The following is a 22,472-nucleotide window of genomic DNA, read 5'->3' on the forward strand; positions in this document are numbered from 1 at the left end:
CGGCGGGCCGACACTAAGCAGGGAAGCTAACGCATGGCACGAGGCCGCTGGCATCACGGCGCCGACCGGGTCGAAGACCCGCGCGGCTCGCTGCGCACACGCAGTGTGCGTGGGCTGGCGATGTTGCTGGCTGCCTTGCTGATCTGCCCGCCGCTCGCCGCTCAGGCGCAGGAGGCGGCCGCCCCCAAAGCGGGGCCCGCCCAATCGACGCTCGCCGATGCCCTCGAACGCCGCGGCGACCTGACGCTCCGCGACTCGACGCTCGAGGGGGCGCTGTTCACCATCAGCGAGCTGTGGGGCATCAACATCGTCTCGGCCGGCGCCAACGGCACGGTCAACGGCGTGTTCAAGGACGCCCCGCTGCGGGAGATCCTCGACTCGATCTTGCTGAGCAACGGCTTCGGCTACCGACCGGTGGGCGCCAGCCTCGTAGTGAGCCCGCTCGAGCAACTCGGCAAGGTGAACCCGTACTTCGTGTCGGCCACCATCCCGGTCACCCGGGCCGACGTGGCCGAGGTGGTCGCGGGCGCCCAACTGCTCACCACGCCGCAGGGCCAGATCCGCGCGATCCCCTCGGCGCGGAGCATCTTCGTTTTGGACTTTGCCGACCGCGTCGAGAAAATCCGCGAGTTCGTGGAAACGATCGACGGCCGTCGGGCGCCCGGCGAAGCTTCGCAAATCGGCGGCGGCAACGCGTCCGCCCGCGGGTCGCAGCTCGAGGTGGCCTACTTCCGCGTCCACTACATCACCGCCGTCCAGGCCGAGAGCCTTGTGACGCCGCTCCTGAGCTCGGTCGGCAAATCGGCGATCTTGCAGGGCGAAGATCGGATGCTCGTGATCGACTACGGCCGCAACGTGCAGGCGATCAGCGCAGTGCTCGACCGCTTCGACCGCCCGCGGCCGCAGGTCACCATCAAGGCGCTCATCTACGACATCAGTCTGTCGGACCTCGAGGAGATCGGGCTCAACTGGAGCAGCCAGAACGGCGGCTCGGTGAGCGCCGCGGGGGTTCCGCAGTCGGGCAACGGCCTGATGGTCGACTCGGCGCTCAAGGCGCCGTTTGACGCCTCCGGCAACGGCGGCACGTTCACGTTCTTCAGCCTCAGCAACAGCTTCAACCTGCAGGCGGTGGCGCTCGCGCTGCAATCGGCGGGCGACTCGCGGCTTTTGGCCGACCCCAACGTGACGGTCGTCGACAACGAAGAGGCCAACATCGAGAGCGTCTCAGAGATCCCCTACCAACAGCTCACCCAAACGGCGGCCGGGGGGCAGATCGGCACCACCTCGTTCAAGGAGGCGGGCATCAAGCTGCGTGTCACGCCCAAGATCGCCCGCGACGGCACGATCGACCTCGTCGTCGAGCCCGAGTTCAGCCGCCTGGCGGGGTACACCGAGGGCGACTCCCAGCCGATCATCGACACCCGTCGCGCCAGCACACGGGTGCGGATCGCCAACCGCCAAACGCTGATGATCGGCGGCCTGCGGCAGCGGGCCGACGTGGGCGACTTCCGCGGCATCCCCGGCCTCAAAGACATGCGGGTGCTCGGCCACCTGTTCCGCGCCCGCGAGACGGAGATCCGCGAGAGTGAGCTAGTGGTGTTCCTCACCCCCGAGATCGTCGGCTACTCCGACCCGCTGAACCGCCGCGATCAGCTCTCGGCCGACACCGTGCGCTGCCGGCTGGCGCGGATCCCCTTCGCCGAAGGCTGCCCCCCAGGCGAGTGCTACAACGGCGACCCGTGCGGCGACGACATCGAGACCGGCTCGTGTTCGACATGCGAAACCGTGCCGGTGATCGTTCCCCCCACGATGGACTCCCAAGGGGCGCCGGTGCTCGAGCCGAGCAGTGAGCACGGCCCCTACCCCGCCAGCGAAACGCAAGAGATCTTGCCGATCCCCTCCGAGCCCGGCCCGGGAGGCGATGACTTCGGCGTCACGACGCCGCGCGGTCGCGCCGTGACCCCCACGCCGTACCGTCTGCCCACGGTGGACGGCGCAAGCGATACGCACGCGGTCGCCACGAGGCCCGCCGACCCCGAGGCTTCGGACGAGGCGGCTGAAGAACAGAAGGCGAGTCGCATGCGTCCCGACTTCGAATCGCGGTTCCGGTCGACCGGCGGCGTGTACGCCAACCAGCAGCGCAAGGCGCCCGCCGAGCAAGACACGCAGGCCGAGACCGCCGAAGGCCAGCCCAAGAAGTCCGCCTGGCGTCGGCTGATGTGGTGGTGACGGCTGTGCGGCCGGCGCCGGTCGTAGCGGCCGCAATCTGAGCGAGCTGCGAGCCGCCCGGTGCGTGTGGGGGAGCTATCTTTTTAGCATCCTCCCAAGGCCCCTCGCCCTGCGCCAAGCTCATGATCTCTCGACGCTCAATCCTGTCGCTCCTGTTGCTGTCCAGCCTTCTGGGGGCGCCCGGCTGTGGAGAGAGTACGGTCGAGAACGCGACGCTAAAAGTCGCCGAGACGATCGCCCCCGAAACGCTGCTCGACGCGATCGCGGCCGAGGAGCAACAAGCCGAGAAAGCCGCTGCCGAGGCGCCGGTCGAGACAACGATCGAGCAGCAGTTGGCCGCTTACGAGCCGCCGTTCCCGGAGCGGGTGAGTCTATTTACTCCCCCCATGGGCGCCGCCCGCAACGCCCGCCGCGCCGGGAGCGACCGCGCCGAGAGCGTTGAGCTCTTGGGCTTTGCTTCGGTCGACGGGCCGGTCGTGGTGCTGCAGATCGACGGCGTCGTCATGCCACTGGCGATCGGCGACGAGCACGACGGCGTGCAGGTGCTGTCGGCCGCGCCGCCGCGTGCGGTGCTGCAACGCGGCCGCAACCGCTGGACCGCGTCGATCCAGTGAGCCGTCCGGCGTCACGGCGTGCTAGCTCGCTCCGCCGCTAGGTTCGGCCGCCGCCTCGCCGCCGAGTTGCGTGTCGCCCCACGGGTTCGTGGGCCTTGTGAGCGCCTCATGCTGCTGCTGGGCGAGATCGTCTTCGACCACCCGCTGCGGCCGCGCGACACGGAGCTGGAGCGTCTCGCGGGCGGCCCGCTGAAGATTCACCAGCAACACGCACCCCGCCGCCGAACACGTGGCGAGCAACACGTTCTGCTCCTGATCGGGGGAGAGCGCCCCTTCGCCGAACTTGAAGAAGGTCCACACCGGGTTGGTGAGCTGCCAGTAGGTGTATTCCAGTCCACGGATGCGGTCGCTCATCGACTGGATGACGTAGGGAATGCCCGATCCGCCGAGCACCGTGAGGAACGTCACGAGCGAGCACCCCAACAGTGACAAAGGCGCCAGGCGCCTGAGCGCGGCGATCGCCAAACGGCTCGCCCCGAGATAGAAAACGAGGTAGGCCCAGCAAATCAGCAGCAGCTGAGCGACCCGCACGTTCGAGAAACTGCCGGCGGTCGAGAAAATCCCGCCCGCCAGATGAAGCACGAGCAGGCCCAACAGCATCAGGAGCGTGGCGTTGGAGACTGCGAACATGTAGCCCGAAGCGGGCCCCGGGTTGAGCCAAGTGAACACCAATCGTCCGGCAAACGATTGCGGCAGCGTGCGTCGCACGCGGTGCGAGAGAACCGGCATCTCGCCGATCAGCACCGATCCGGCCAAGCCCCAAAAGACGTAACCAACCACCGTTGTCATCATAAGAAACCCTTGGTCGCTAAAGCCAATGCGACTGAGGGTGTCGACGAACCAACCAATAAGCACCGCCTGCAAAGCCACCAGCGCCAGCCGGATGGGCGTCGACCGATTTGCGCTGCTGAAAGTGGTGAGGCCCGCGGCGCCGAGATAAACGATGGCTAGCACGCCGGCGTAGACCCCCAGCAACCAGCCGTTGAAATTCCAGAAAAAGTTTTCTTGCAAAAGGTCTGCCGAATTGAACAGCAGCCACCAGGAAAGGTAGAGCTGCAAGTAGAGCATCAAAAAAAGTAAGCCAACAAAGCCGACCGAGAGCACCACTTGGCTGTATTTCCGCGAGGTGGTGGCCGCCAGCAGCAATCCCGCCGCCGACAGGCCCACGGAGATCAACACGCTGTAGACCAGCAGCAACGCGACAATCGTCAAGTCCACACCGCGCAGCAAGTAGGTGAACGCGATGCAAGGCGCCAACGCCGACAGATAGATCACGGCCTGCAGCGCCGCGCTGCCGAGTTTGCCGTTGATGATCTGCCGGGGCGACAGCGTCGATACCTCGAGCAGGTCGCGGGTGTTCTCCTCCTGCTCGGCGAAGAGCGATCGGTAGGCGGAGAACGGCACCACCACGGTGAGCGGCAGCGCGAGCACGCAATAATAGGCGTACAGCATCAAGTCGCCGGCGTGGACGTAATAAACGCTCGGCCCGATCGTCGCCACGCCGCCGATCGTCACGATCCAACTGGCCAGCAGCAGCAAGCCAAACCAAGCGGTGAACTGCTTGCTCTTGAGCGCCTGGCGGGTCTCTTTCACCAGGATGGGGTTGAGCCCCTCGCTGAGCGATTCGACCCACCGGTCGATCGTTGTCGCCCCGTCGCGGGGCGGTGTTTCCGTCATCGGATCGCTCATTGCACGCGCCCCCGTGTCACTTCGAGGAACACGTCTTCCAGGCTGCGGGTCCGGCAGCTGAAGTCGCTGACTTCCATGCCCGCCTCGATCATCGCACGCAGCAGCCGGGCGCGGTCGGTGTCGTCTCCCACGAGGTCGAACTCCACCGCCTTCTGCGGCAGCGACGCCGGCCGTTGGTCGGGCACCGTCACCCCCTGCTGCTCGGCGAGCCAAGCCGCCGCCCGGCCGGGGTCGCCCACGAGCGTGGCCCGCACGGTCTGATGCTCCGCGACGCGCTCGCTGATCTCCTCGACCGAGCCGACGGCCAGCAACTGGCCCTGCTCGATGATGCCGACCCGGTCGCACACCTCGGCCAGCTCGGTGAGGATGTGCGAGCTGATCAGCACCGCCTTGCCCAGGTCGGCGAGCCGCGAGATCATCTCACGCAGCTCGATCCGCGCCCGCGGGTCGAGCCCGGCGGCCGGCTCGTCGAGCACCATGACCGAGGGGTCGTGGATCATCGTCCGACCCAGGCAGAGCCGCTGCTTCATGCCCTTAGACAAACCGTCGATCGGCTTGAGCCGCAGCGGCTCCAAGCCGGTGAAGTCCATCGCGAACGAGATCGCGTGCCGACGCTCCGAGCCCCGCAGACCGTAGGCGCGGGCGAAGAAGTCGAGGTACTCGCCAACATTCACGTTCTGATACGCGCCGTAGTAGTCCGGCATGAAGCCCAAACGCGACCGCACACGGTCGGGGTCTTCGACCACCGAGAAGCCGTCGACCCAGGCGTCGCCGCTGGTCGGCTCGTCGAGCGTGGCCAAGATCCGCATGCTGGTTGTCTTGCCGGCGCCGTTCGGGCCGATGTAGCCGAACACCTCGCCCGCCATCACCCGGAACGACACGTCGGCCACGGCGTGGGTGGGGCCGAACCAGCGGTTCACCCGGCTCAGCTCGATCTGGGGGTCGCCCTTCAGGCGAGTCGCGGCGTCGACCATCGTGCTCACCACCTCCCCACGACTAAATGGAAGCTGCCGATCTCTTCGACGTCTTCCAGACCAAAGCGGCTCTCGACCGCTTGGTTCGTCACGGCCACGTAGCTCCGCGGCGGCAGGTCCAACGCCCCGCCGCCCGTGCGGCCGGAGACCACCGCGATCAACTGATTGTAAGCCGAGTTCACGAGCAGCACTTCGGCAGCCGAGAGCCGTTTGCGATTAGAAAACACAGTCCCCCCTTGGCCATCGAGCCCCGGCGGGTAGAGCGGGTCGTTCGCGATCACCAAGTCACGGAACTCGCTGCTGTCATTGATCAAGTCGGCCGGCTCGAGACGAGCGACGCCATCGGCGGCGACCCCCGACGTGCGATGCCATTGCCCCGCCTCGTCGCGGGCGTAAAGCAACGTGAGCGGCGCCCCCAATCCATTGCGGACCGACATACCGCTCTCTTCCTCCGCAAAACGTAGTCGCTTGTCGGTCTGTCGAGCGGCGATCGTGAGATACTGCACCGGCGAGCGTCCGGAGATCCAGCCCTGGGAGAGGTGCTGGCTTCCGTCAATCTCTTGGCTTTCGCTCGCCCCCTCCTCCACGTCAGCCCATCGCATCACGCGGGTCTGTTCGGCGACGCCTTCCTGCAGCCAGTCGCTTGAGATCGGCGAGATCGGGTACACGACCGTGTCGCTAGGCATACGCAGACCGCCTTGGGGCGTCAGGCCGCAGTACATCGACAGCCGACTCCAGCAGACCGCCTCGCCCGCACGGGGACCCGTTTGGTCGATGAGCGTGACGCTCCGCACGCGGGCGCGATTGCCAAAACCGTCGCCGAGCATCGCGTAGGCAAAAAACCCCAGCGTCACCAGCAGTGCGCAAGCCGGCACCGTCAGCACGAGCAGCGAGAGCCGGTGGCGACGCATCAGCAGCCAGTAGTTCAGCGGACCGATCACGAGCACGAATAACGTGATCAGCCCTTGGAACTCCATGACCGGCGCCAACCCCACGCCCGGGATCAGCAGGTTCGAGAATTCGCGGCTCGGCCTCGGTGGGGTCAACCCATGACGTTTACTCCAAGCGCCCTCAAAGAAGAACTCTCTCGGCATGCTATTCTGGTCGCGTCTGCGGTCGGCCTGCCGCAGGCTGTAAGCGTCCTGAAAAGCAAGCACACGGCCAAGACCGTAGCTCCGCGCGACGAACCAACCACGAGTTGTTTCCTTGCGGTCGAGGTCACGATCATCCCGGTCGCTGCGCAGCGAGTCGTCCGAGTCGCCGAGGCCCTCATCCGATTCTCGCAAGGGTTCACTCGCATCCGGATCTGGCTTGTCCGCGGACGAGTCCGAGTCGCCATCGTCCGGGTCGTCGTCCGATTGAGCATTGGTAAGCCACGCCCAACCGGGCGACTCGGGATCGACCTCTTCGGTCGAACGCAACGCACGCTGGCGCCAGTCGTCGGCGTCGATCAGCACGGCGATCTCTTCCAACGTTTCTAGCTTGCCGCCCACGCGCTCAATCCACAGGTCGCCCCCCGCGGCGGTCCAACGCAGCAGCGCCTTTAGCGCGGCGCTGTCCGCATCCGGCAAGCGACGCAACTCGTCGAGGCTTACGACCACCGCATCGGCTGAGCTGTACTGCTTCCAGTCGTCGCTCCATGAACAAAGCACTAGTTCGTGCGACACCATCCGCCGCCGGGCCCTGACGACTTTCTCGACTTCCGCTTGGCTGAGCGTTTCTCCGCCTCGGAACGACGGCCTCAGCAACCGCAGCGGCGAAGCCGTCTGTGAGCCCAGTTGCGGCAGCGACGCGAAGCCTTCAATCCGTCGCGCCGTGTCCCCCTCGCCGAGGCGGGCCGAGCACCTCAGCACGTTCCAATCGTCGATCTGCGGCGCCAGCAGTTGGCCGCTCAGCTCGCTCTCGCCCGCAGGCAAGGTGAAGCGGCGTTCGACGACGAGCGTAGGACGCTCTAAGTTGCGCACCCTCGACGAGTAAACGTCGGCCCGCACTAGAAGCGGCTGGTCCTTGGCGGCGGGTGTGGCGACCTCGAACCGGAAAGAAATCGGGCGGTACCCATGCTCGGCGTACCACGTGGGGTCGATCTCCAAGGCGATCGCGCGGGGATTGCTGCTGGAGGTAATCGGCTCGGGAAAGCAAAGCTCTTGCCCCGTCACTTCGCCCCAAGCCGTGGACGGCGCCAGCGTGTGCGGGGCCAACAATTGGATCAGCAGCCAACACGCGATCGCGACAAACGCCCGCAAGCGAACGCCGACTGCTCCGCACACCGCTGCCGCCACTGGCGTGGCGGCCTTCGGACGACCCGCCTTGGGCGGGGCCGATTCGAGGCTCAGGGGTTCACCCACGGTTCACCTCCGGCGCCGCCTCGCCATGCCTGTTTCCTAAACCGCCGACCAACCGCATCAGCAAGTAAAACAGAGCCTGCACCAGGAACGACAACAACACCGAAACGAGGCCCACCGTCACCCCCCACGCCCACACATGACCACTCACCGCCTGACCCACGACGACAAAGAACGCCGCGCAGCAGGTCACGATGAGGATGAACGTTCGCAGCGAGAAGCGTGGGAAAAGCATGTCGGAATTGTCTCTGTCCGGATCGATTCGGCAACCTCTGCCGGGCAAGACCGTGCGTAGCACGCGCTGGCGACTTTGCCCCTAGCCTCACGAGCCTTTATCATAGCGGCTTCTAATCGCAAGAGTCTGGCCCCGGTTGGGGTTTCGCTTTCTTTTCGACTTTATTGTCTCATCGGCGAGACTCGTTTTTCGCCGACTGGGCCCCTTCGCATTGTTGCTCGGAACCTCGGAATGAATTCCCGTTTTTTAGCGTTGCCTTGGCTTGCAGTGAGTCTCTGCCTGCTGTCCGCGTCTGCTTTGTGCGAGACTCAGCCCTCCCACTCCTCGGCAGGGCTCCCGCCGCGACTAAAGGTAGAGGGCAACCAGATCGTCACCGCAACCGGCGAGCCGCTGCGGCTGCGCGGCGTGAACATCGCCGGGTTCGAGTGGTCGAGCGACGGCGATCGGGGCCGCATCCCCGAGTCGGTACGCGTGGCGATTGAAGAATGGCGTGTGAACCACATCCGCCTGCCCCTCTGCCAAGACCGCTGGTTCGGGCAGGCGCCCGAGCAATCCGATGGCGGCCAGGGCTACCGCGAGCAAATCGGCCGGGTGGTCCAGCAGTGCGCGCGACGCGGCGTGTACCTCATCGCCGACCTGCACTGGTCCAACGCCGGCCAACCCGGCAAGCGGATCGGCCAACACACGATGCCGGACGAGGGGAGTCTGCGATTCTGGCGCGAGTTCGCTACGGAATACGCGAACCACCCCGCCGTGCTCTTCGACCTCTACAACGAGCCGCACGACGTGTCGTGGGATGTCTGGCGCCACGGCGGCGAAGTGACCGAATCGCTCGAGCGTTTCGGGTCGGATAAGACCCAAACCTTCCAGGCGGTCGGAATGCAAATACTGATCGACGCGGTCCGTCACACCGGCGCCAAGAACATCTGTGTCATCGGCGGACTCGATTGGAGCTACGACCTGACGGGGGTGATCGACGGAGACCCGCTCGATGACCCCACCGGCGACGGCGTCGTTTACGCCTGCCACGCCTACCCGTTCAAGGGCGACACGGTCGACGAATGGGCCGCCAAGATTTCCGCCGCCGCACGGGAGTTGCCAGTGATTGTCAGCGAGTTCGGCTCCGATTCGAAGAGGCGGGGCCGCTGGCGCGACGGGCCGCCCGAGGCGCCAACCGAGGTCCCACAGAACGACACGGGCATGACCGACTACGAGTGGAACGCCGCCATGCTACGCACGCTCGACGAGCTCGACCTTCCCTGGACCGCCTGGGTGCTGCACCCGAACGCCCACCCGCAGATGCTCTCCGGCTGGGACTACGCCCCTACGCCGTGGTTCGGCGCCGTTGTGAAGGCAAGCCTACGTGGCGAGCCAGCGCCACCGGCGCCGGGACCCGAGGCCTTTGCGCCGAGCCCAAGTCGCTGAAGGTCGTCTGAGCTAAGACCGGAGGCGGGAACGGTTCTTGAAACGGTCGGTCCCACTGGACACCGCCTCTGCGCGCCGCTCTCTACGCGCCTCTCTACGCGCCTCTCTACGTGCTTCTCTACGTGCTTCTCCACGGTAAGAATCTACGGATCAGCTCTCGCCAAGACGCGAAGAGGCCAAGCAAGCTTTGGTCGCTGCTTTGCGACTTCGTGTCTTTGCGTGAACCCTTCCGTTTCAGTGGCCAAGAATATTATTGCGCGACTTACGTCGTTTTGTGGCCGCCGATTTCGCGACGCAAACCGTGATCGCACATTGCGTTAGAACAAAATAGCCGGTGGCCAAGAATCGCTGCTGCGCGCGCGGTCCAAAAGCGATTGTCGAAATTAGGTGAAACACCCGCTACAAAGATAATTGGGCGCCGCAGGGGTGCATCCGATGATCCGGGCCTGCGTTCTGGCGGATGTTCTCTCCCGCATAGCCGCCATTCGTGCGTTTTCTCGACGCGTTCCCAGGCATGGCTGGCGAGCAAAAAGCTGAGCGTAGCGATCGGCGGCGGCGCAGAATTTATTCCTGGCCATTAGGGAGCGTCTCGCCGAGTTGCTTGGAGCGGATCTCGGCGATGCTGCGCATCACGACGAAGAACGTCGGCACGAAGAGCACCGAGAAGGCGGTCGCGGCGATCATGCCGCCGAACACCGCCGTCCCCACAGCCTGTCGGCTGGCCGCGCCGGCGCCGGCGGCGATCAGCAGCGGCACGACTCCCAAGATGAACGAGAAGGAGGTCATCAAGATCGCCCGGAAGCGGAGCCGGGCCGCCTCGCGGGCCGACTCGACGATCGTGTTGCCCTCCTCACGCAGCTGGCTGGCGAACTCCACGATGAGGATCGCGTTCTTGCTGGCGAGCGCCACGAGCAGCACCAGGCCGATCTGCGTGTAGACGTTCACGTCCATGCCCCGCACCGCAATCGCGGCGGCTGCCCCCAGCACCGCGAGCGGCGCCACGGCCACCACGGCGAGCGGGCTGGTCCAGCTCTCGTACTGGGCCGCCAGCACGAGGAACACAAAGACGATGGCGAGCACGAAGATGACGATCCGCTCCGAGCCGACCTGCTTCTCCTGGTACGAGATGCCGGTCCACTCGTAAGAGGCGCCGGCCGGGGCCTTGGACTCGACGAGCTGCTCCATCAGCTCCAGCGCCTGGCCCGAGCTGTAGCCCGGCGCCGGCTCGCCGGTGATCGGGGCCGACGGGTAGAGGTTGTAACGCTGGATGAGCTGCGGGCCGACCGTCTCTTCGACATCGACAAAGGCGCCCACGGGCGCCATCTGGCCCTGGGCGTTGCGCACGTCGAGCTGCTTGATGTCGTCCGACTCGACCCGGAACTGGTGGTCGGCCTGCACGCGCACCTGATAGGTGCGACCGAACTTGTTGAAGTCGTTCACGTAAGACGAGCCGAGGTAGGTCTGCAGCGTGTCGAACACCTGCGACAGGGGCACGTCGAGCCTCTTCACTTTGTCGCGGTCGACGTCGACAAAGAGCTGCGGCACACTCGCCCGGAAGGTCGAGTTCACCCGTCCCAGTCCCGACTGGGCGTTGGCGTCGGAGACCACCTCATTGGTCAGCGCGCTGAGGGTCGGCAAGCCGAGGCCGCCGCGGTCTTGCAACCGCATCTCGAAGCCGGTGCCCGAGCCGAGGCCGTCGATCGAGGGCCGCGGGAAGGCCAGGATCTGGGCTTCTTGGATCGCCGCGAAGCGTTGGTAAAGCCCGCCGAGGATCGCCCCCTGCTGCAGCTGCGGCGAGGTGCGGTCATCCCACGGTTCTAAGCGGACGAACACGGCGGCCGAGTTGGAGCCGATGGCGCTGTCGAGCAGCGAAAAGCCGTTGATGGTGACCCAGCTGCGCACGCCGGGCGTCTCTTCGAGCATCTTGTCGATCTTGCGCGTCACTTCCTCGGTCCGCTCGAGCGACGCCGCGTCGGGCAGCTGGATGTTGCAGAACAGATAGCCCTGATCCTCCACGGGCAAGAACCCGGTCGGCAGCTGCAAGAAGCTCCAGCCGGTGAGCACGCCAAGGGCGGCGAACAGCAGAAGCCCGATCGAGACCCGCCGGACCAGCACGCCAACCACGCCGGCGTAAACCCACTCGGTCCCGCCGTACACGCGGTTGAAGCCGCGGAAGAACAGGTTCGGCCGGCCCTTGCTCGGCCGCAGCAGCAAGGCGCACATCGCGGGGCTGAGCGTCAACGCGTTGATGGAGCTGAGGACCGTGGCGGCCGATATCGTGAGCGAGAATTGCCGGTAGAGCTCGCCGGTGATGCCGCCGAGCATCGCCGTGGGGACGAACACCGCCAGCAGCACGAGCGTGGTGGCGATGACCGGGCCGGTGACCTCCTCCATCGCCTTGACGGCCGCGTCACGCGGCGAGAGGCCCTTCTCGATCAGCCGGGCGGTGTTCTCGACCACCACGATGGCGTCGTCCACAACGATGCCGATGGCCAGCACCAGGCCGAACAGCGTGATCATGTTGATCGACGATCCGAAAAGCGCCATCACGGCGAACGTGCCGATGAGCGACACGGGGATCGTGATCACAGGGATCAGCGTCGAACGCCAGTCTTGCAGGAAGACGAAGATCGTCACGACGACCAGGGCGATCGCCTGCAGCAGCGTGAGGTAGACCTCCTTGATCGACGCGTTGACGAACTCGGTCGAGTCGACCATGTAGCGGTGCTCCATCCCTTGCGGGAAGTCCTCGCTGAGGCCGTCCATCGCCTTGCGGACGTTGGCCACGACGTCCAACGCGTTGGCGTCGGGCAACTGGTAGATCAAGATCGCCGTGGCGGTGCGGCCGGTCTCGAACGTGGCGACGTTGTAGTCCTTGGCGCCGAGCTCCACACGGGCGACGTCTTTGACGCGGGTGAAGCGGCCGTCACCCTCGCTCTTGATAATAAGGTTCTCGAACTGGCTCTCGTCGCTGAGCCGACCGAGCGTGTTGATCGTCAACTGGAAGTTCTGCCCGGCGGGCGCCGGCGGCTGGCCGATCTGGCCCGCGGCGACCTGCACGTTCTGCTCGCGGATGGCGGCCACGACATCTTGGGTCGTGAGGCTGCGGGCCTTGAGCTTGTTGGGGTCGAGCCAGACCCGCATGCTGTAATCGGCCCCGCCGAAGACCCTCACCTCGCCCACCCCGTCGACGCGCGACAGCTCGTCACGAAGGTGGATCGTGGCGTAGTTTCCCAGAAAAACCGAGTCGTACTGGTCGTCGGGCGAGGTGAGCGAGATCACCATCGTGATGCTGGTCGACTTCTTCTTGGTCGTCACGCCCTGCTGGGTGACCTCCTGCGGCAACCGCGGCGTGGCCACCGCCACGCGGTTCTGCACAAGCACCGAGGCGATGTCGAGGTCGACGCCCTGCTCGAACGTGACCGTCAAGTTGTACGAGCCGTCGCTGGCGCTGGTCGACTGCATGTAGATCATGCCCTCGACGCCGTTGACCTCCTGCTCGATCGGCGTGGCGACGGTGTTCGAAACCACGGTGGCGTTGGCGCCGGGGTAGATGGCCGAGACCTGCACCGTGGGGGGCACGACTTCGGGGTACTGCGCGACGGGCAGCACCCACACCAGCGCGCCGCCGGCGATGACCGTCACCAGGGCGATGACGGTCGCGAAGATCGGCCGGTCGATAAAGAAGCGGGAGAGCATTCGGCCGGGGCCTGCAGCGAGAGGGAGGGATTGAGCGTTTACTGCGCGGCGGGCTGCGGGGCCGATTCACCGGCGTCTTGTTCACCGGCTTCGTGTTCCCCAGCAGCAGGGTCACCAGGCATCGGGTCGCCAGGAGTCTGGTCGCCAGGGGCGCCGGCAGCCGTTTGCGCGGCGGCCACGCGAGGCCGGACCACCGCTCCGGGGCGTGCCCGCTGCAGGCCGTTCACCACCACCCGCTCGGACGGCTGCAGCCCCGTCTCGATGACCTGCATGCCCTCGTGCGACTCACCCAAGGTGACGTTGCGTCGGTCGACGACCTGCTTGCCGTCTTGCTCGACGACCACAAGGACGTAAGCGCCCCCCTGGTCGCGTCCCACCGCGCGCTCGTCAACGAGCATGGCGGGCTTCTCTTCGAGCTCGGCCCGGATCCGCACGAACGCTCCCGGCGGGATCGTTCTTTCGGGGTTTTCGAACCGACCACGCACCAGGAAGGTGCCGCTCGACTGATCGACCGACAGGTCGGCGTAGTCGAGCACTCCGTCGTGCGGATAGCCCTCTTCGTTGCCCAGGCTCAGCTGCAGGGGAAAGTTGCCCGTGGCTTGACGCGCCGGGTTGTCGACCGCGTCGCCCGCCTGCTTGTCGCCGATCCACTTGAGCAGCTGCGCCTCGCTGATCGTGAAGTAGGCGTAGATCGGGTCGTAGCGGACCACCGTGGTCAGGTGCGTTGGCTCCGACGTGCCGACCAGGTTGCCGACGTCAACCAGCGATTCGCCCACCCGGCCGTCGATCGGGGTAACGACCTGTGTGTATCCCAAATCTAGGCGAGTTTGCTCGACCTGCGCCTTGGCCGCGGCGATCTCGGCTTCGGCCGAGGCGACCATCGCTTGCGCCGCGTGGCCCGCGGCGAAAGCAGCGTCGCGGGCGGTGCGCAGGTCGTCGAGTTCGCCTTCGGTGACGGCGCCCCCTTGGGCGGCGCGTTCGCCGCGGGCGAGTTGTGCCTCGGCGTTGTTCGCCTCGGAGCGGGCCCGCACCACCTCGGCGTTGGCGCTCTCGAGGCGGGCCTCGGCCAACTGCTGCGACGCCTCGGCCTGACGCACCTTTGCCTCGAAGGGGCGCGGGTCGATCACGTAAAGCAAGTCGCCCGCCTTGACGTCGGAACCGTCGACGAAGTCGGCGCGATCGACGAAGCCGCTCACCCGTGCGCGGATCTCAACACGCTCGATCGGCGATGTCGTGCCGGTAAAACTGAGCGTCCGTCGCAGTGTCTTTTCGACCGGTGTTGCGACGGTCACCTCGGGAGGGGGCGGCGGGGCGTACTCGTTCTTCGCGCAGCCCGAGCCAGCGGCTAAGAAGGTCACGACCCACAATAAAGCGGGTCTCGAGGTGGGCCAGACGGCAGGGCGGGGTCGCTGGTCGATCGGCATCTTGGCGTCTCGGGTGGGCAGAGATAGCGGCAGTATAGCGAGCTGGTCGCCCGGCCACCACACGACGCGACGCGACGCCCAAGACGCTACGGGTGCACGAATCATGTCGTGTGAGACTCGATTACAACCCGCCCGTGGGCGTTTCAGCGCGGAACTGCTCAACCGCTTCGGCGGCCGCCGCACGGACGGCGTCTTGCCAATCGCGGCCGGCGTGCTCGGGCTTGGCATGGGCGAAGATCACGCCGCGCGAGCTGTTCACCACGGCGCCGAGGCCGTTGGCGTCAAAACCGCCTGCCGTGTCGGCCGCGCTGCCCCCCTGGGCGCCGAAGCCGGGGATCAAGAACCACGTGTGCGGCATCGCCGCACGCAGCTCGGCGAGTTGCTCCGGGTAGGTCGCCCCGACCACGGCGCCGGCGACGCCGTAGCCGCAGTCGGCCGCAGCAGCGGCGGCGAGCGACTCGACGTGCTCGCCGACGTGGCGGTAGAGAGGCCGGCCGTCGATCTGGCGGTCTTGCCAGAGCTTGCCGCCGGGGTTCGAGGTCTTCACCAGCACAAACACGCCGGCGTCGCGCTCGGCGGCCAGCTTGGTGAACGGCTCGAGGCTGTCGTCGCCGAGGTAAGGGCTGACCGTGAGGGCGTCGCCGCCCCAGGCGGACGAACGTCCCAACCAGCCATCGGCGTACGCCTCGGCCGTGGAGCCGATGTCGTTCCGTTTGCCGTCGACGCAGACCAACAGGCCGGCCGCGCGGGCGTGCTCGATCACGGCGCCGAGCGCCCCCATCCCCGCCGGCCCAAGCTGCTCAAAGAACGCCGCTTGCGGCTTAACGATCGGCGTGAGGTCGGCCACCGCATCAACCACGCCGCAGCAGAAGACGCGGAACGACTCGGCCACCACGGCAGGAGGCGCCTCGGCCTCGGGGCGAATCGCGTCCGGCAGCGAAGCGAGCCGCGGGTCGAGACCGACCATCAGCGGGCTACGCTTGGCGCGGACCGCGGCGGCGAGGGCGTCCATGAAGTGGGGCATCGCTTCCAACCTCGGGAGCCTAGTGTTTGATCGCATGGGTCGGCGGCGCTAGCCAGCACAACCACGGCGGAACGCACGCTGCGATCGCACGCAGAAAGAGTTCAGCTCTTCGCCGCCACGCGGATCTGGCCGCGGGCCCGCATCACCGCTTTGTCGCGGAGCTCGATCTCGTCGGAGCCCGACGCCTTGCGAGAGAGCGCCTCGTCCAGCTTTGCTTGGGCGGCGGCGGCGTCGACCTGGTCGACCGGCAACGCCCGGTCGGTCATGACCGACACGAGGTTGTCGGCCACTTGGACAAACCCGCCGTCGACGTAGAGGCGAGTGAGATCGGAGCCCCACTTCAGGCGGAGCTCGCCGTAGCCCAGGCGCCCGATCATCGGGGCGTGGTTGGCCAGCACGCCGATCTCGCCGTCGAACAGAGGCAGCACGAGCGAATCGCCGTCGGCCTCGAGCACGGTCGCCTCGGGCGTGACCACGGTCACGCGTATCAGGCCGGGGGCGGGGCTGGAGCTGAGGTCTTGTTCTGACATGGCGATTGGCTTTAAGCGGTTAGCAGTTAGCGAGCGGTTGGCCAGCCGTGAGCTAACAGCTAACGGCCAATAGCTAACAGCCGATTACTTCTTGTTCTTCTTCCACTGCTCTTCGGCCTGCTCGATCGGGCCGACGTACATGAACGCGCTCTCGGGCAGGTGGTCCCACTTGCCGTCGCAGATCTCGTTGAAGCTGCGGATCGTGTCGGCAATCGACGTGAACTCGCCGCTCTTGCCGGTGAAGACCTCGGCCACGTAGAACGGCTGCGACAGGAACCGCTCGATGCGGCGGGCGCGGTGCACGATCTGCTTGTCTTCCTCGGGCAGCTCGTCGACGCCGAGGATCGCGATGATGTCTTGCAGCTCGCGGTAACGCTGCAGGGTGGTCTGCACGCGGCGGGCGCAGTTGTAGTGCTCGTCGCCCACGTACTGCGGGTCGAGGATGCGGCTCGACGAGGCGAGCGGGTCGACCGCCGGGTAGATGCCCTTCTCCGAGATCGAACGCTCCAGGTAAAGGAACGCGTCGAGCTGGCCGAACGCCGTGGCGGGCGCCGGGTCGGTCGGGTCGTCGGCCGGCACGTAAACGGCCTGCACCGAGGTGATGGCGCCGTTGTTGGTCGAGGCGATCCGCTCTTGCAGGGCGCCCATCTCGCTGGCCAGCGTCGGCTGGTAGCCGACTGCCGACGGCATGCGGCCCAACAAGGCCGACACCTCGGAGCCCGCTTGCGAGAAGCGGAAGATGTTGTCGACAAACAGCAGCGTGTCGGCGCCGGTCTTGTCGCGGAAGTACTCGGCCATCGTCAGCGCGGAGAGCGCGACGCGGAGACGCGACCCCGGCGGCTCGTTCATCTGGCCGAACACCATGCAGGTCTGGTCGATGACGCTCTTGTCGCCGTCGCCGCCCATCTTGGTCTCTTGCATCTCGAGCCACAGGTCGGTCCCTTCGCGGGTCCGCTCGCCGACGCCGGCGAACACCGAGTAGCCGCCGTGCTCCTTGGCGATACGGGCGATCAGCTCGGTGAGGATGACCGTCTTGCCCAGGCCGGCGCCGCCGAACAGGCCGGCCTTGCCGCCGCGGACGAACGGGGTGAGCAGGTCGACGACCTTGATGCCGGTCTCGAAGAGCTCGGTCTTGGTCGACAGGTCCTTCAGGTCGGGCGCCTTGCGGTGGATCGACCAACGCTCGTCGGCGTTGACCGGGCCGCGGCCGTCGACCGGGTCGCCGGTGACGTTGAACACCCGGCCGAGAGTGGCCTCGCCCACGGGAACCGACACCGGCTCGCCGAGGTCGGTCACGTCCTGGCCACGGACCAACCCGTCGGTCGAGCCCAAGGCGATGCAGCGAACGCGCCCGCCGCCGAGGTGCTGCTGCACCTCGCCGGTGAGGTTGATCGTGATGCCCTTGTGCTCCGAGACGATCTTCACCGCGTTGTAGATCGGCGGCAAAGCGTTCTCAGGAAACTCGACATCGAACGTCGAGCCGATGATCTGCGTGATGCGTCCAACGGTTTGTGTGGCGGTCGACATAAGAGTTAGTAGTTGCTAGTAGCGAGGCGCTAGTTGTTCTCTAGCAAGCCTCTGGGGTGGTGTGTGCGTTTGCGTTCGCGAACAAGTAACTAGCGTTTAGCGACTAGCCACTCATAACTATTAACTGATCGCTTCGACGCCGCCGATCAGGTCCATCAGCTCGTTGGTGATGCGGCCTTGGCGGGCGCGGTTGTACTGCATGCTCAGCTGCTTGATCAGGTCGCCGGCGTTCTCCGTGGCGCCCTTCATGGCGACCATGCGGGCGATCTGCTCGCTCACGGCCGAGTCCAAGAAGCACTTGAACAGCTTGACCTTGAAACTCGTGGGGACAACCTCTTCGAGGATGCTCTCGGGCGACGGCAAGAACTCGTAGGAGGTGTTGGCGCCCTGCTCGGCGGGGTCGGCCGTTTCGGCCACAGCGAGCGAGCCGAGCGGCAGCAGTGTTTCGATCGCCACCGATTGGCGGGCGATGCTCTCGAACCGGGTGTAGACCACGTCCAGGCGGTCGATCTTGCCGGTGATGTACTCTTCCAAGTAGCGGCTGGCGATCTCTTCGACCTGATCGTAACGCGGCTTGTCCTCGAACTGCATGTACTCGACGTCGGGCGAGTGGCCGCGGCTCTTGAACATGCCGATGCCCTTCTTGCCGCTCACCTCGAGGGTGAGCTCGGGCGTGACCTCCTGGAGGTCGGCCCAACGCTTCACGCCGGCACGGACCAGGTTGCCAACGAACCCGCCGCAGAAGCCGCGGTTGGCGGTGAGCACCAACAGCTTGGCCCGCTTGGTCTCCTCGCGGCCCTCCAGCAGAGGGTGGCTGACCTCCAAGCCGGCTCCGGCCAGATCGGAAACGAGCTTGCTCACCTGGTTCGTGTAGGAGGTGGCGGCCGAAGCGCGGTCCATCGCCTGCTTGAACCGCGCGGTGGCGATCAGCTCCATCGTCCGCGTGATCTTCCGCATGTTGCGGACCGATTTGCGGCGTTTGTCGAGTGCTCTAGGGTTGGCCATAGGTAGCTATTGGCTGTTGGCATTGAGTAAGCATCACCGTCAGCTCAATAGCTAACGGCTAAGAGCTAACAGCTCAGTCGCTCTTGAACTGGGTCTTGAACTCGGCGATCGCCGCGTTGATCGTCTCTTTGAGATCGTCGCTGAGGTCCTTCGTGTCGATGATCGCTTGGCGGATCTCCGGCTTCTGGTCGTGCATGAACGTGACGAACTGCTTCTCGAAGGCGCCCACTTCCTCGACCGCCACGTCGTCCAGGTGGCCCTGGGTGCCGGCGTAGATCAAGAGGACCTCGTCGACCGTCTCGAGCGGCTCGTACTGGCCCTGCTTCAGCAATTCGACCATCCGGTAACCACGGTCGAGTTTGGCCTGGGTCTCCGGGTCGAGCTCGGTGCCCATCTGGGCGAACGCCTCGAGCTCGCGGAACGCCGCCAAGTCGAGTCGCAGACCGCCGGCCACCTTCTTCATCGCCTTGATCTGGGCGGCGCCGCCGACGCGCGACACCGAGATGCCGGCGTTCATGGCCGGCTTGACGCCCGCAAAGAACAGGTCCGGTTGCAGGTAGATCTGGCCGTCGGTGATCGAGATGACGTTCGTCGGGATGTAGGCCGAAACCTCGCCCTCGAGCGTCTCGATGATCGGCAGCGAGGTGATCGAGCCTCCACCGAGCTCGGCGGAGAGCTTCGAGGAGCGCTCCAGCAGGCGGCTGTGGCAGTAGAACACGTCGCCCGGGAAGGCCTCGCGACCCGGCGGGCGCCGCATCAGCAGCGACAACTCGCGGTAGGCGACGGCCTGCTTCGAAAGGTCGTCGTAAACGACCAAGGCGTGGCCGCCGTTGAACATGTACTCTTCGGCCATCGCCGTGCCGGCGTACGGGGCCACGTACTGCAGCGGCGCCGGGTCGCTGGCGCCGGCCACGATCACCGTGGTGTAGTCCATCGCGCCGCTGTCGCGGAGCTTCTCGATGATGCCGGCGACGGTCGATTCCTTCTGGCCGACCGCGACGTAGAAGCACTTCACGCCGGAGTGCTTCTGGTTGATGATCGCGTCGATCGCCACGGCGGTCTTGCCGGTCTTGCGGTCGCCGATGATCAGCTGACGCTGGCCGCGGCCGATCGGCGTCATCGCGTCGATCGCCTTGATGCCGGTCTGCAGCGGCTCGTGCACGGGCTGACGCTCGGCGATGCCCGTGGCGATCACTTCCATCGGGCGCCGCTTGGAAGTGTTGATCGGGCCCTTGCCGTCGAGCGGCTCGCCGAGCGGGCCGACCACGCGGCCCAAGAGCTCGTCGCCGACCGGCACGCTAAGGAGCTGGCCGGTGCTCTTAACCTCTTCGCCCTCGGAGATGGCCAGGTAGTCGCCCAGGATGATGACGCCGACCGAGCTCTCTTCGAGGTTGAACGCCAGGCCCGTCACGCCGCTGGCGAACTCGACCATCTCGCCGGCCATAACGCCACTCAGGCCGTAGACGCGGGCGATGCCGTCGCCGACTTCCAGCACGCGGCCGACCTCGCGGACGTCGATCTGGGCGTCGTAGTTGGCGATCTCCTGCTGGATGACCGAGGCGATCTCGTCGCTATTGAACTTCATCGCGTTTCTCCGAGAGCCCGCCGGCTTCGCCCTTAGGGACGAGGGCCGCTGCGGGGTTCGTTTCGATTGAGTTGGTTTAGGCTTGTATCTGATTCAGGAAGACAGGGACGCGGACGAACACGGATGCAGAAGGTAAACACCGATCTACTGGACTCAAGATCTTGGTCGGTTACTTCCTAACCTTCTTCTTTCATCCGCGTTAAATCCGTTCGATCCGCGTTCATCCGCGTCCCATTCTTGCGGCAGCGTCTTTGTTCTAAAAAACTCCCTCACGCCTCGGCGTAGAACCGCTCGGGGTGGGTCTCGATCGCGTCGATCGTCTGGTCGACGATCGCGCGGTGGGCCTTTTTAAACGCGGTGCGTAGCGAGCCGTCAAACACCGTGTCGCCCACACGGATCTCGACGCCGCCGATCATCTCCGGGTCGACCGCCGTCACGAGCACCGGCTCGAAGCCGAGTTTCGCGCCGATCGCCTGCCCGATTTCGCTGAGCAAAGCGGGGTCGGCCGGGTCGGCCGTGGTGACACGCACCTCGACACGCCCCAACGCCTCGTTGTGCAGCATGCGCGCCTGGCGAGCGACCTCGCCGAGCAGCACGATGCGTTCGTGGGCCGAAAGCACCTTCATCAGGTTCAGCACGGCGCCCTGCACGCGGCCGCCGAAGACCCGATCGACCATCGCCACCCGATCCTCGTGCTCGAGGAACGCCGAGCCGAGCGCCTCGGTAAAGCGAGGGTGAGCGGCGAGCGCTTCACGCTCGACCGCCACGAGCTCGTCCACCGCCGACTGCACGTCGTCGCCGGCAGACTCCAGGGCGCCGAGGAACCCACGGGCGTAGGTTTTGGCGATCTGCTGCTCGGTGACGTCGAACTTCGACTCGCTGAGTTCTTCGCCTGGGCCGCTCGGCATGGCAAAGGTTTCCTTGAAGGAGGCACCCGGCGGTTAAACCGGCGGCCAGAGTTTCAGTTGCTGTGGGTCGCGATCAGTTGCTGCTAAAGCGACCGAGGGCCTCGCGGACAATCTCGTTGCGGCGGTCGGGCGTGATGTCTTGCTTGACCACCTTGCCCGCCAAGTCGATCGCCAGACCGGCCGACTGCTCGGCAAGCTGACGAACGGCCGAGTCGCGGGCCTGGTCGATGTCGCGGACCACGCGGTTCCGCTCGCTGTCGGCTGCCGCCTTGGCCTCGGCCAGGATGTCGGCCTTGGTCGCCTCGGCGTCGCGGCGTGCCTCTTCCAAGAGCCCACGCACCTCGTCGGCGGCGCCGGCGAGCTGCTTGGCGTGGGCGTCCAAGAGGTTCTTGGCCTCCTCGTGCTTGGCGGCGGCTGCCGCCAGGTCGCCGGAGATCTTGTCCTCGCGGGCTTGCAGGCCCTCGATGATCGGACCCCAAGCGACTTGCTTCAGCACAAACGCCAGCCCCAAGAAGACGGCCAGGGTCCACAGCGCCAAGTCGGTGTCGACCTCGAGTGGATCGGGCGACCCGCCTGCGTGCGACGCATGGACGTCCTCCCCATGCTCGGCGTCGTCGTGCTCGGCCACGTTAGGATCGACTTCGCCGGCCGGCGTCGCATCCCCTTCGTTGTCTTGCGCGTACGCCACGGGCGTGGCGAGGCTCAGCGTCACGGCGACACAGAGCCCGAGCAAGAACGGGGCCAACCAAGCGGCGCCGGGCCGTGAAGCCCCACACCTATCAATGCTGCGAACCATTTTAAAACGGTCTCCCAAAGGACCCGAACGGACGCGCGAAGCGACCGCCGGCAACGGCGCAAAAGCCTATAGCCAACACCAGCCGTGGCCATGGCCTCGGGCCGAATACCCGCCTGTTAGGCGGGCGTCGCGGCCCAAGACCCGCGACGACTAGAGCACGAACGCGATCAGAATCAGCCCGAAGAAGGCGGCGCCTTCGATCAGGGCGGCCGCGATCAGCATGCCGGTCTGGATGTTTCCAGAGGCCTCGGGCTGACGCGAGATCGCCTCGACGGCCTGACCGCCGATGCGGCCGATGCCGAGCCCGGCCCCGATGATCACAATGCCCATGCCGATGGCGCCAAGGTCCATAGCCCCGGTGGCGGCGCCGTCTTGCGCCGAAGCGGGCGAGGCGAGCAACGAGACGGCCGCACAGACGACCGCGGTGCGAATCCAATTAGTCACGGATCGATCTCCCAGTGAGTAT

General features: G+C 66.1%; 17 protein-coding genes. 3 read left to right on the top strand and 14 right to left on the bottom strand.

The window, feature by feature from the left end; all coding sequences use genetic code 11:
- The first annotated feature begins 33 nt into the window (after nucleotides 1–33).
- Together Mal64_RS01535 and Mal64_RS01540 are read left to right on the top strand one after the other, a co-directional pair.
- A complete protein-coding gene (locus Mal64_RS01535; RefSeq protein ID WP_146396036.1) occupies nucleotides 34–2,229 on the top strand; it encodes a hypothetical protein in 2,196 nt (731 codons plus the stop codon).
- A 122-nt stretch (nucleotides 2,230–2,351) separates the two neighbouring features.
- The gene (locus Mal64_RS01540; RefSeq protein ID WP_146396038.1) at nucleotides 2,352–2,843 is read left to right on the top strand and encodes a hypothetical protein; all 492 of its coding nucleotides are present in this window, start codon (nucleotides 2,352–2,354) and stop codon (nucleotides 2,841–2,843) included.
- A 21-nt stretch (nucleotides 2,844–2,864) separates the two neighbouring features.
- On the opposite strand, the gene Mal64_RS01545 is transcribed toward Mal64_RS01540, so the two are convergent.
- From Mal64_RS01545 to Mal64_RS01560, 4 genes are read right to left on the bottom strand one after another with little or no spacing between them, the layout of a single operon-like run.
- Entirely contained in the window at nucleotides 2,865–4,520 is a 1,656-nt protein-coding gene (locus Mal64_RS01545; protein WP_146396040.1) for a hypothetical protein, read from the bottom strand.
- An 8-nt stretch (nucleotides 4,521–4,528) separates the two neighbouring features.
- Entirely contained in the window at nucleotides 4,529–5,506 is a 978-nt protein-coding gene (locus Mal64_RS01550) for an ABC transporter ATP-binding protein (RefSeq protein ID WP_146398671.1), read from the bottom strand.
- A 5-nt stretch (nucleotides 5,507–5,511) separates the two neighbouring features.
- Complete coding sequence (locus Mal64_RS01555) at nucleotides 5,512–7,851, bottom strand: hypothetical protein (RefSeq protein ID WP_146396042.1); 2,340 nt, start codon at nucleotides 7,849–7,851, stop codon at nucleotides 5,512–5,514.
- Nucleotides 7,844–8,083, bottom strand: coding sequence for a hypothetical protein (locus Mal64_RS01560; RefSeq protein WP_146396044.1), 240 nt, complete (start codon nucleotides 8,081–8,083; stop codon nucleotides 7,844–7,846). The genes Mal64_RS01555 and Mal64_RS01560 overlap by 8 nt, the downstream gene beginning before the upstream one ends.
- A 231-nt stretch (nucleotides 8,084–8,314) precedes the next feature.
- Between Mal64_RS01560 and Mal64_RS01565 the strand changes: the two genes are divergently transcribed.
- Nucleotides 8,315–9,508 (top strand): glycoside hydrolase family 5 protein, encoded by a 1,194-nt coding sequence (locus Mal64_RS01565; protein ID WP_146396046.1) that lies wholly within the window; start codon nucleotides 8,315–8,317, stop codon nucleotides 9,506–9,508.
- A gap of 564 nt (nucleotides 9,509–10,072) precedes the next feature.
- Here Mal64_RS01565 and Mal64_RS01570 read toward each other — a convergent pair.
- From Mal64_RS01570 to atpE, 10 genes are all read right to left on the bottom strand, one after another.
- A complete protein-coding gene (locus Mal64_RS01570; protein ID WP_146396048.1) occupies nucleotides 10,073–13,207 on the bottom strand; it encodes an efflux RND transporter permease subunit in 3,135 nt (1,044 codons plus the stop codon).
- Between the two features lie 38 nt (nucleotides 13,208–13,245).
- On the bottom strand, nucleotides 13,246–14,565 hold the full coding sequence (locus tag Mal64_RS01575) for an efflux RND transporter periplasmic adaptor subunit (RefSeq protein WP_197525333.1): 1,320 nt from the start codon (nucleotides 14,563–14,565) through the stop codon (nucleotides 13,246–13,248).
- A 187-nt stretch (nucleotides 14,566–14,752) separates the two neighbouring features.
- Nucleotides 14,753–15,655, bottom strand: a complete 903-nt coding sequence (gene pyrF, locus Mal64_RS01580; RefSeq protein ID WP_146396053.1) for an orotidine-5'-phosphate decarboxylase — start codon at nucleotides 15,653–15,655, stop codon at nucleotides 14,753–14,755.
- Nucleotides 15,656–15,756: 101 nt separating this feature from the next.
- Nucleotides 15,757–16,185, bottom strand: coding sequence for an ATP synthase F1 subunit epsilon (gene atpC / locus Mal64_RS01585; RefSeq protein WP_146396055.1), 429 nt, complete (start codon nucleotides 16,183–16,185; stop codon nucleotides 15,757–15,759).
- Nucleotides 16,186–16,269: 84 nt separating this feature from the next.
- Nucleotides 16,270–17,712, bottom strand: a complete 1,443-nt coding sequence (gene atpD, locus Mal64_RS01590) for a F0F1 ATP synthase subunit beta (RefSeq protein WP_146396058.1) — start codon at nucleotides 17,710–17,712, stop codon at nucleotides 16,270–16,272.
- A gap of 120 nt (nucleotides 17,713–17,832) precedes the next feature.
- A complete protein-coding gene (gene atpG, locus Mal64_RS01595; protein ID WP_146396061.1) occupies nucleotides 17,833–18,717 on the bottom strand; it encodes an ATP synthase F1 subunit gamma in 885 nt (294 codons plus the stop codon).
- Nucleotides 18,718–18,790: 73 nt separating this feature from the next.
- Nucleotides 18,791–20,302 (bottom strand): F0F1 ATP synthase subunit alpha, encoded by a 1,512-nt coding sequence (gene atpA, locus Mal64_RS01600; RefSeq protein ID WP_146396062.1) that lies wholly within the window; start codon nucleotides 20,300–20,302, stop codon nucleotides 18,791–18,793.
- A gap of 269 nt (nucleotides 20,303–20,571) precedes the next feature.
- Nucleotides 20,572–21,210, bottom strand: a complete 639-nt coding sequence (gene atpH / locus Mal64_RS01605; protein ID WP_146396064.1) for an ATP synthase F1 subunit delta — start codon at nucleotides 21,208–21,210, stop codon at nucleotides 20,572–20,574.
- 73 nt (nucleotides 21,211–21,283) lie between these two features.
- Complete coding sequence (gene atpF, locus Mal64_RS01610) at nucleotides 21,284–21,922, bottom strand: F0F1 ATP synthase subunit B (protein ID WP_197525334.1); 639 nt, start codon at nucleotides 21,920–21,922, stop codon at nucleotides 21,284–21,286.
- A 234-nt stretch (nucleotides 21,923–22,156) separates the two neighbouring features.
- Nucleotides 22,157–22,357, bottom strand: coding sequence for an ATP synthase F0 subunit C (gene atpE / locus Mal64_RS01615; protein ID WP_146398673.1), 201 nt, complete (start codon nucleotides 22,355–22,357; stop codon nucleotides 22,157–22,159).
- Between the last annotated feature and the right edge of the window lie 115 nt (nucleotides 22,358–22,472).

Source organism: Pseudobythopirellula maris (assembly GCF_007859945.1).
GTDB lineage: Bacteria > Planctomycetota > Planctomycetia > Pirellulales > Lacipirellulaceae > Pseudobythopirellula > Pseudobythopirellula maris.

Coding starts and splice junctions, on each gene's coding strand:
- Mal64_RS01540 (WP_146396038.1), top strand. CDS start 2,352: ATGATCTCTCGACGCTCAATCCTGTCGCTCCTGTTGCTGTCCAGCCTT.
- Mal64_RS01545 (WP_146396040.1), bottom strand. CDS start 4,520: ATGACGGAAACACCGCCCCGCGACGGGGCGACAACGATCGACCGGTGG.
- atpC (WP_146396055.1), bottom strand. CDS start 16,185: ATGTCAGAACAAGACCTCAGCTCCAGCCCCGCCCCCGGCCTGATACGC.
- Mal64_RS01550 (WP_146398671.1), bottom strand. CDS start 5,506: ATGGTCGACGCCGCGACTCGCCTGAAGGGCGACCCCCAGATCGAGCTG.
- Mal64_RS01560 (WP_146396044.1), bottom strand. CDS start 8,083: ATGCTTTTCCCACGCTTCTCGCTGCGAACGTTCATCCTCATCGTGACC.
- Mal64_RS01535 (WP_146396036.1), top strand. CDS start 34: ATGGCACGAGGCCGCTGGCATCACGGCGCCGACCGGGTCGAAGACCCG.
- atpA (WP_146396062.1), bottom strand. CDS start 20,302: ATGAAGTTCAATAGCGACGAGATCGCCTCGGTCATCCAGCAGGAGATC.
- Mal64_RS01565 (WP_146396046.1), top strand. CDS start 8,315: ATGAATTCCCGTTTTTTAGCGTTGCCTTGGCTTGCAGTGAGTCTCTGC.
- atpG (WP_146396061.1), bottom strand. CDS start 18,717: ATGGCCAACCCTAGAGCACTCGACAAACGCCGCAAATCGGTCCGCAAC.
- atpH (WP_146396064.1), bottom strand. CDS start 21,210: ATGCCGAGCGGCCCAGGCGAAGAACTCAGCGAGTCGAAGTTCGACGTC.
- atpE (WP_146398673.1), bottom strand. CDS start 22,357: ATGGACCTTGGCGCCATCGGCATGGGCATTGTGATCATCGGGGCCGGG.
- pyrF (WP_146396053.1), bottom strand. CDS start 15,655: ATGCCCCACTTCATGGACGCCCTCGCCGCCGCGGTCCGCGCCAAGCGT.
- atpD (WP_146396058.1), bottom strand. CDS start 17,712: ATGTCGACCGCCACACAAACCGTTGGACGCATCACGCAGATCATCGGC.
- Mal64_RS01570 (WP_146396048.1), bottom strand. CDS start 13,207: ATGCTCTCCCGCTTCTTTATCGACCGGCCGATCTTCGCGACCGTCATC.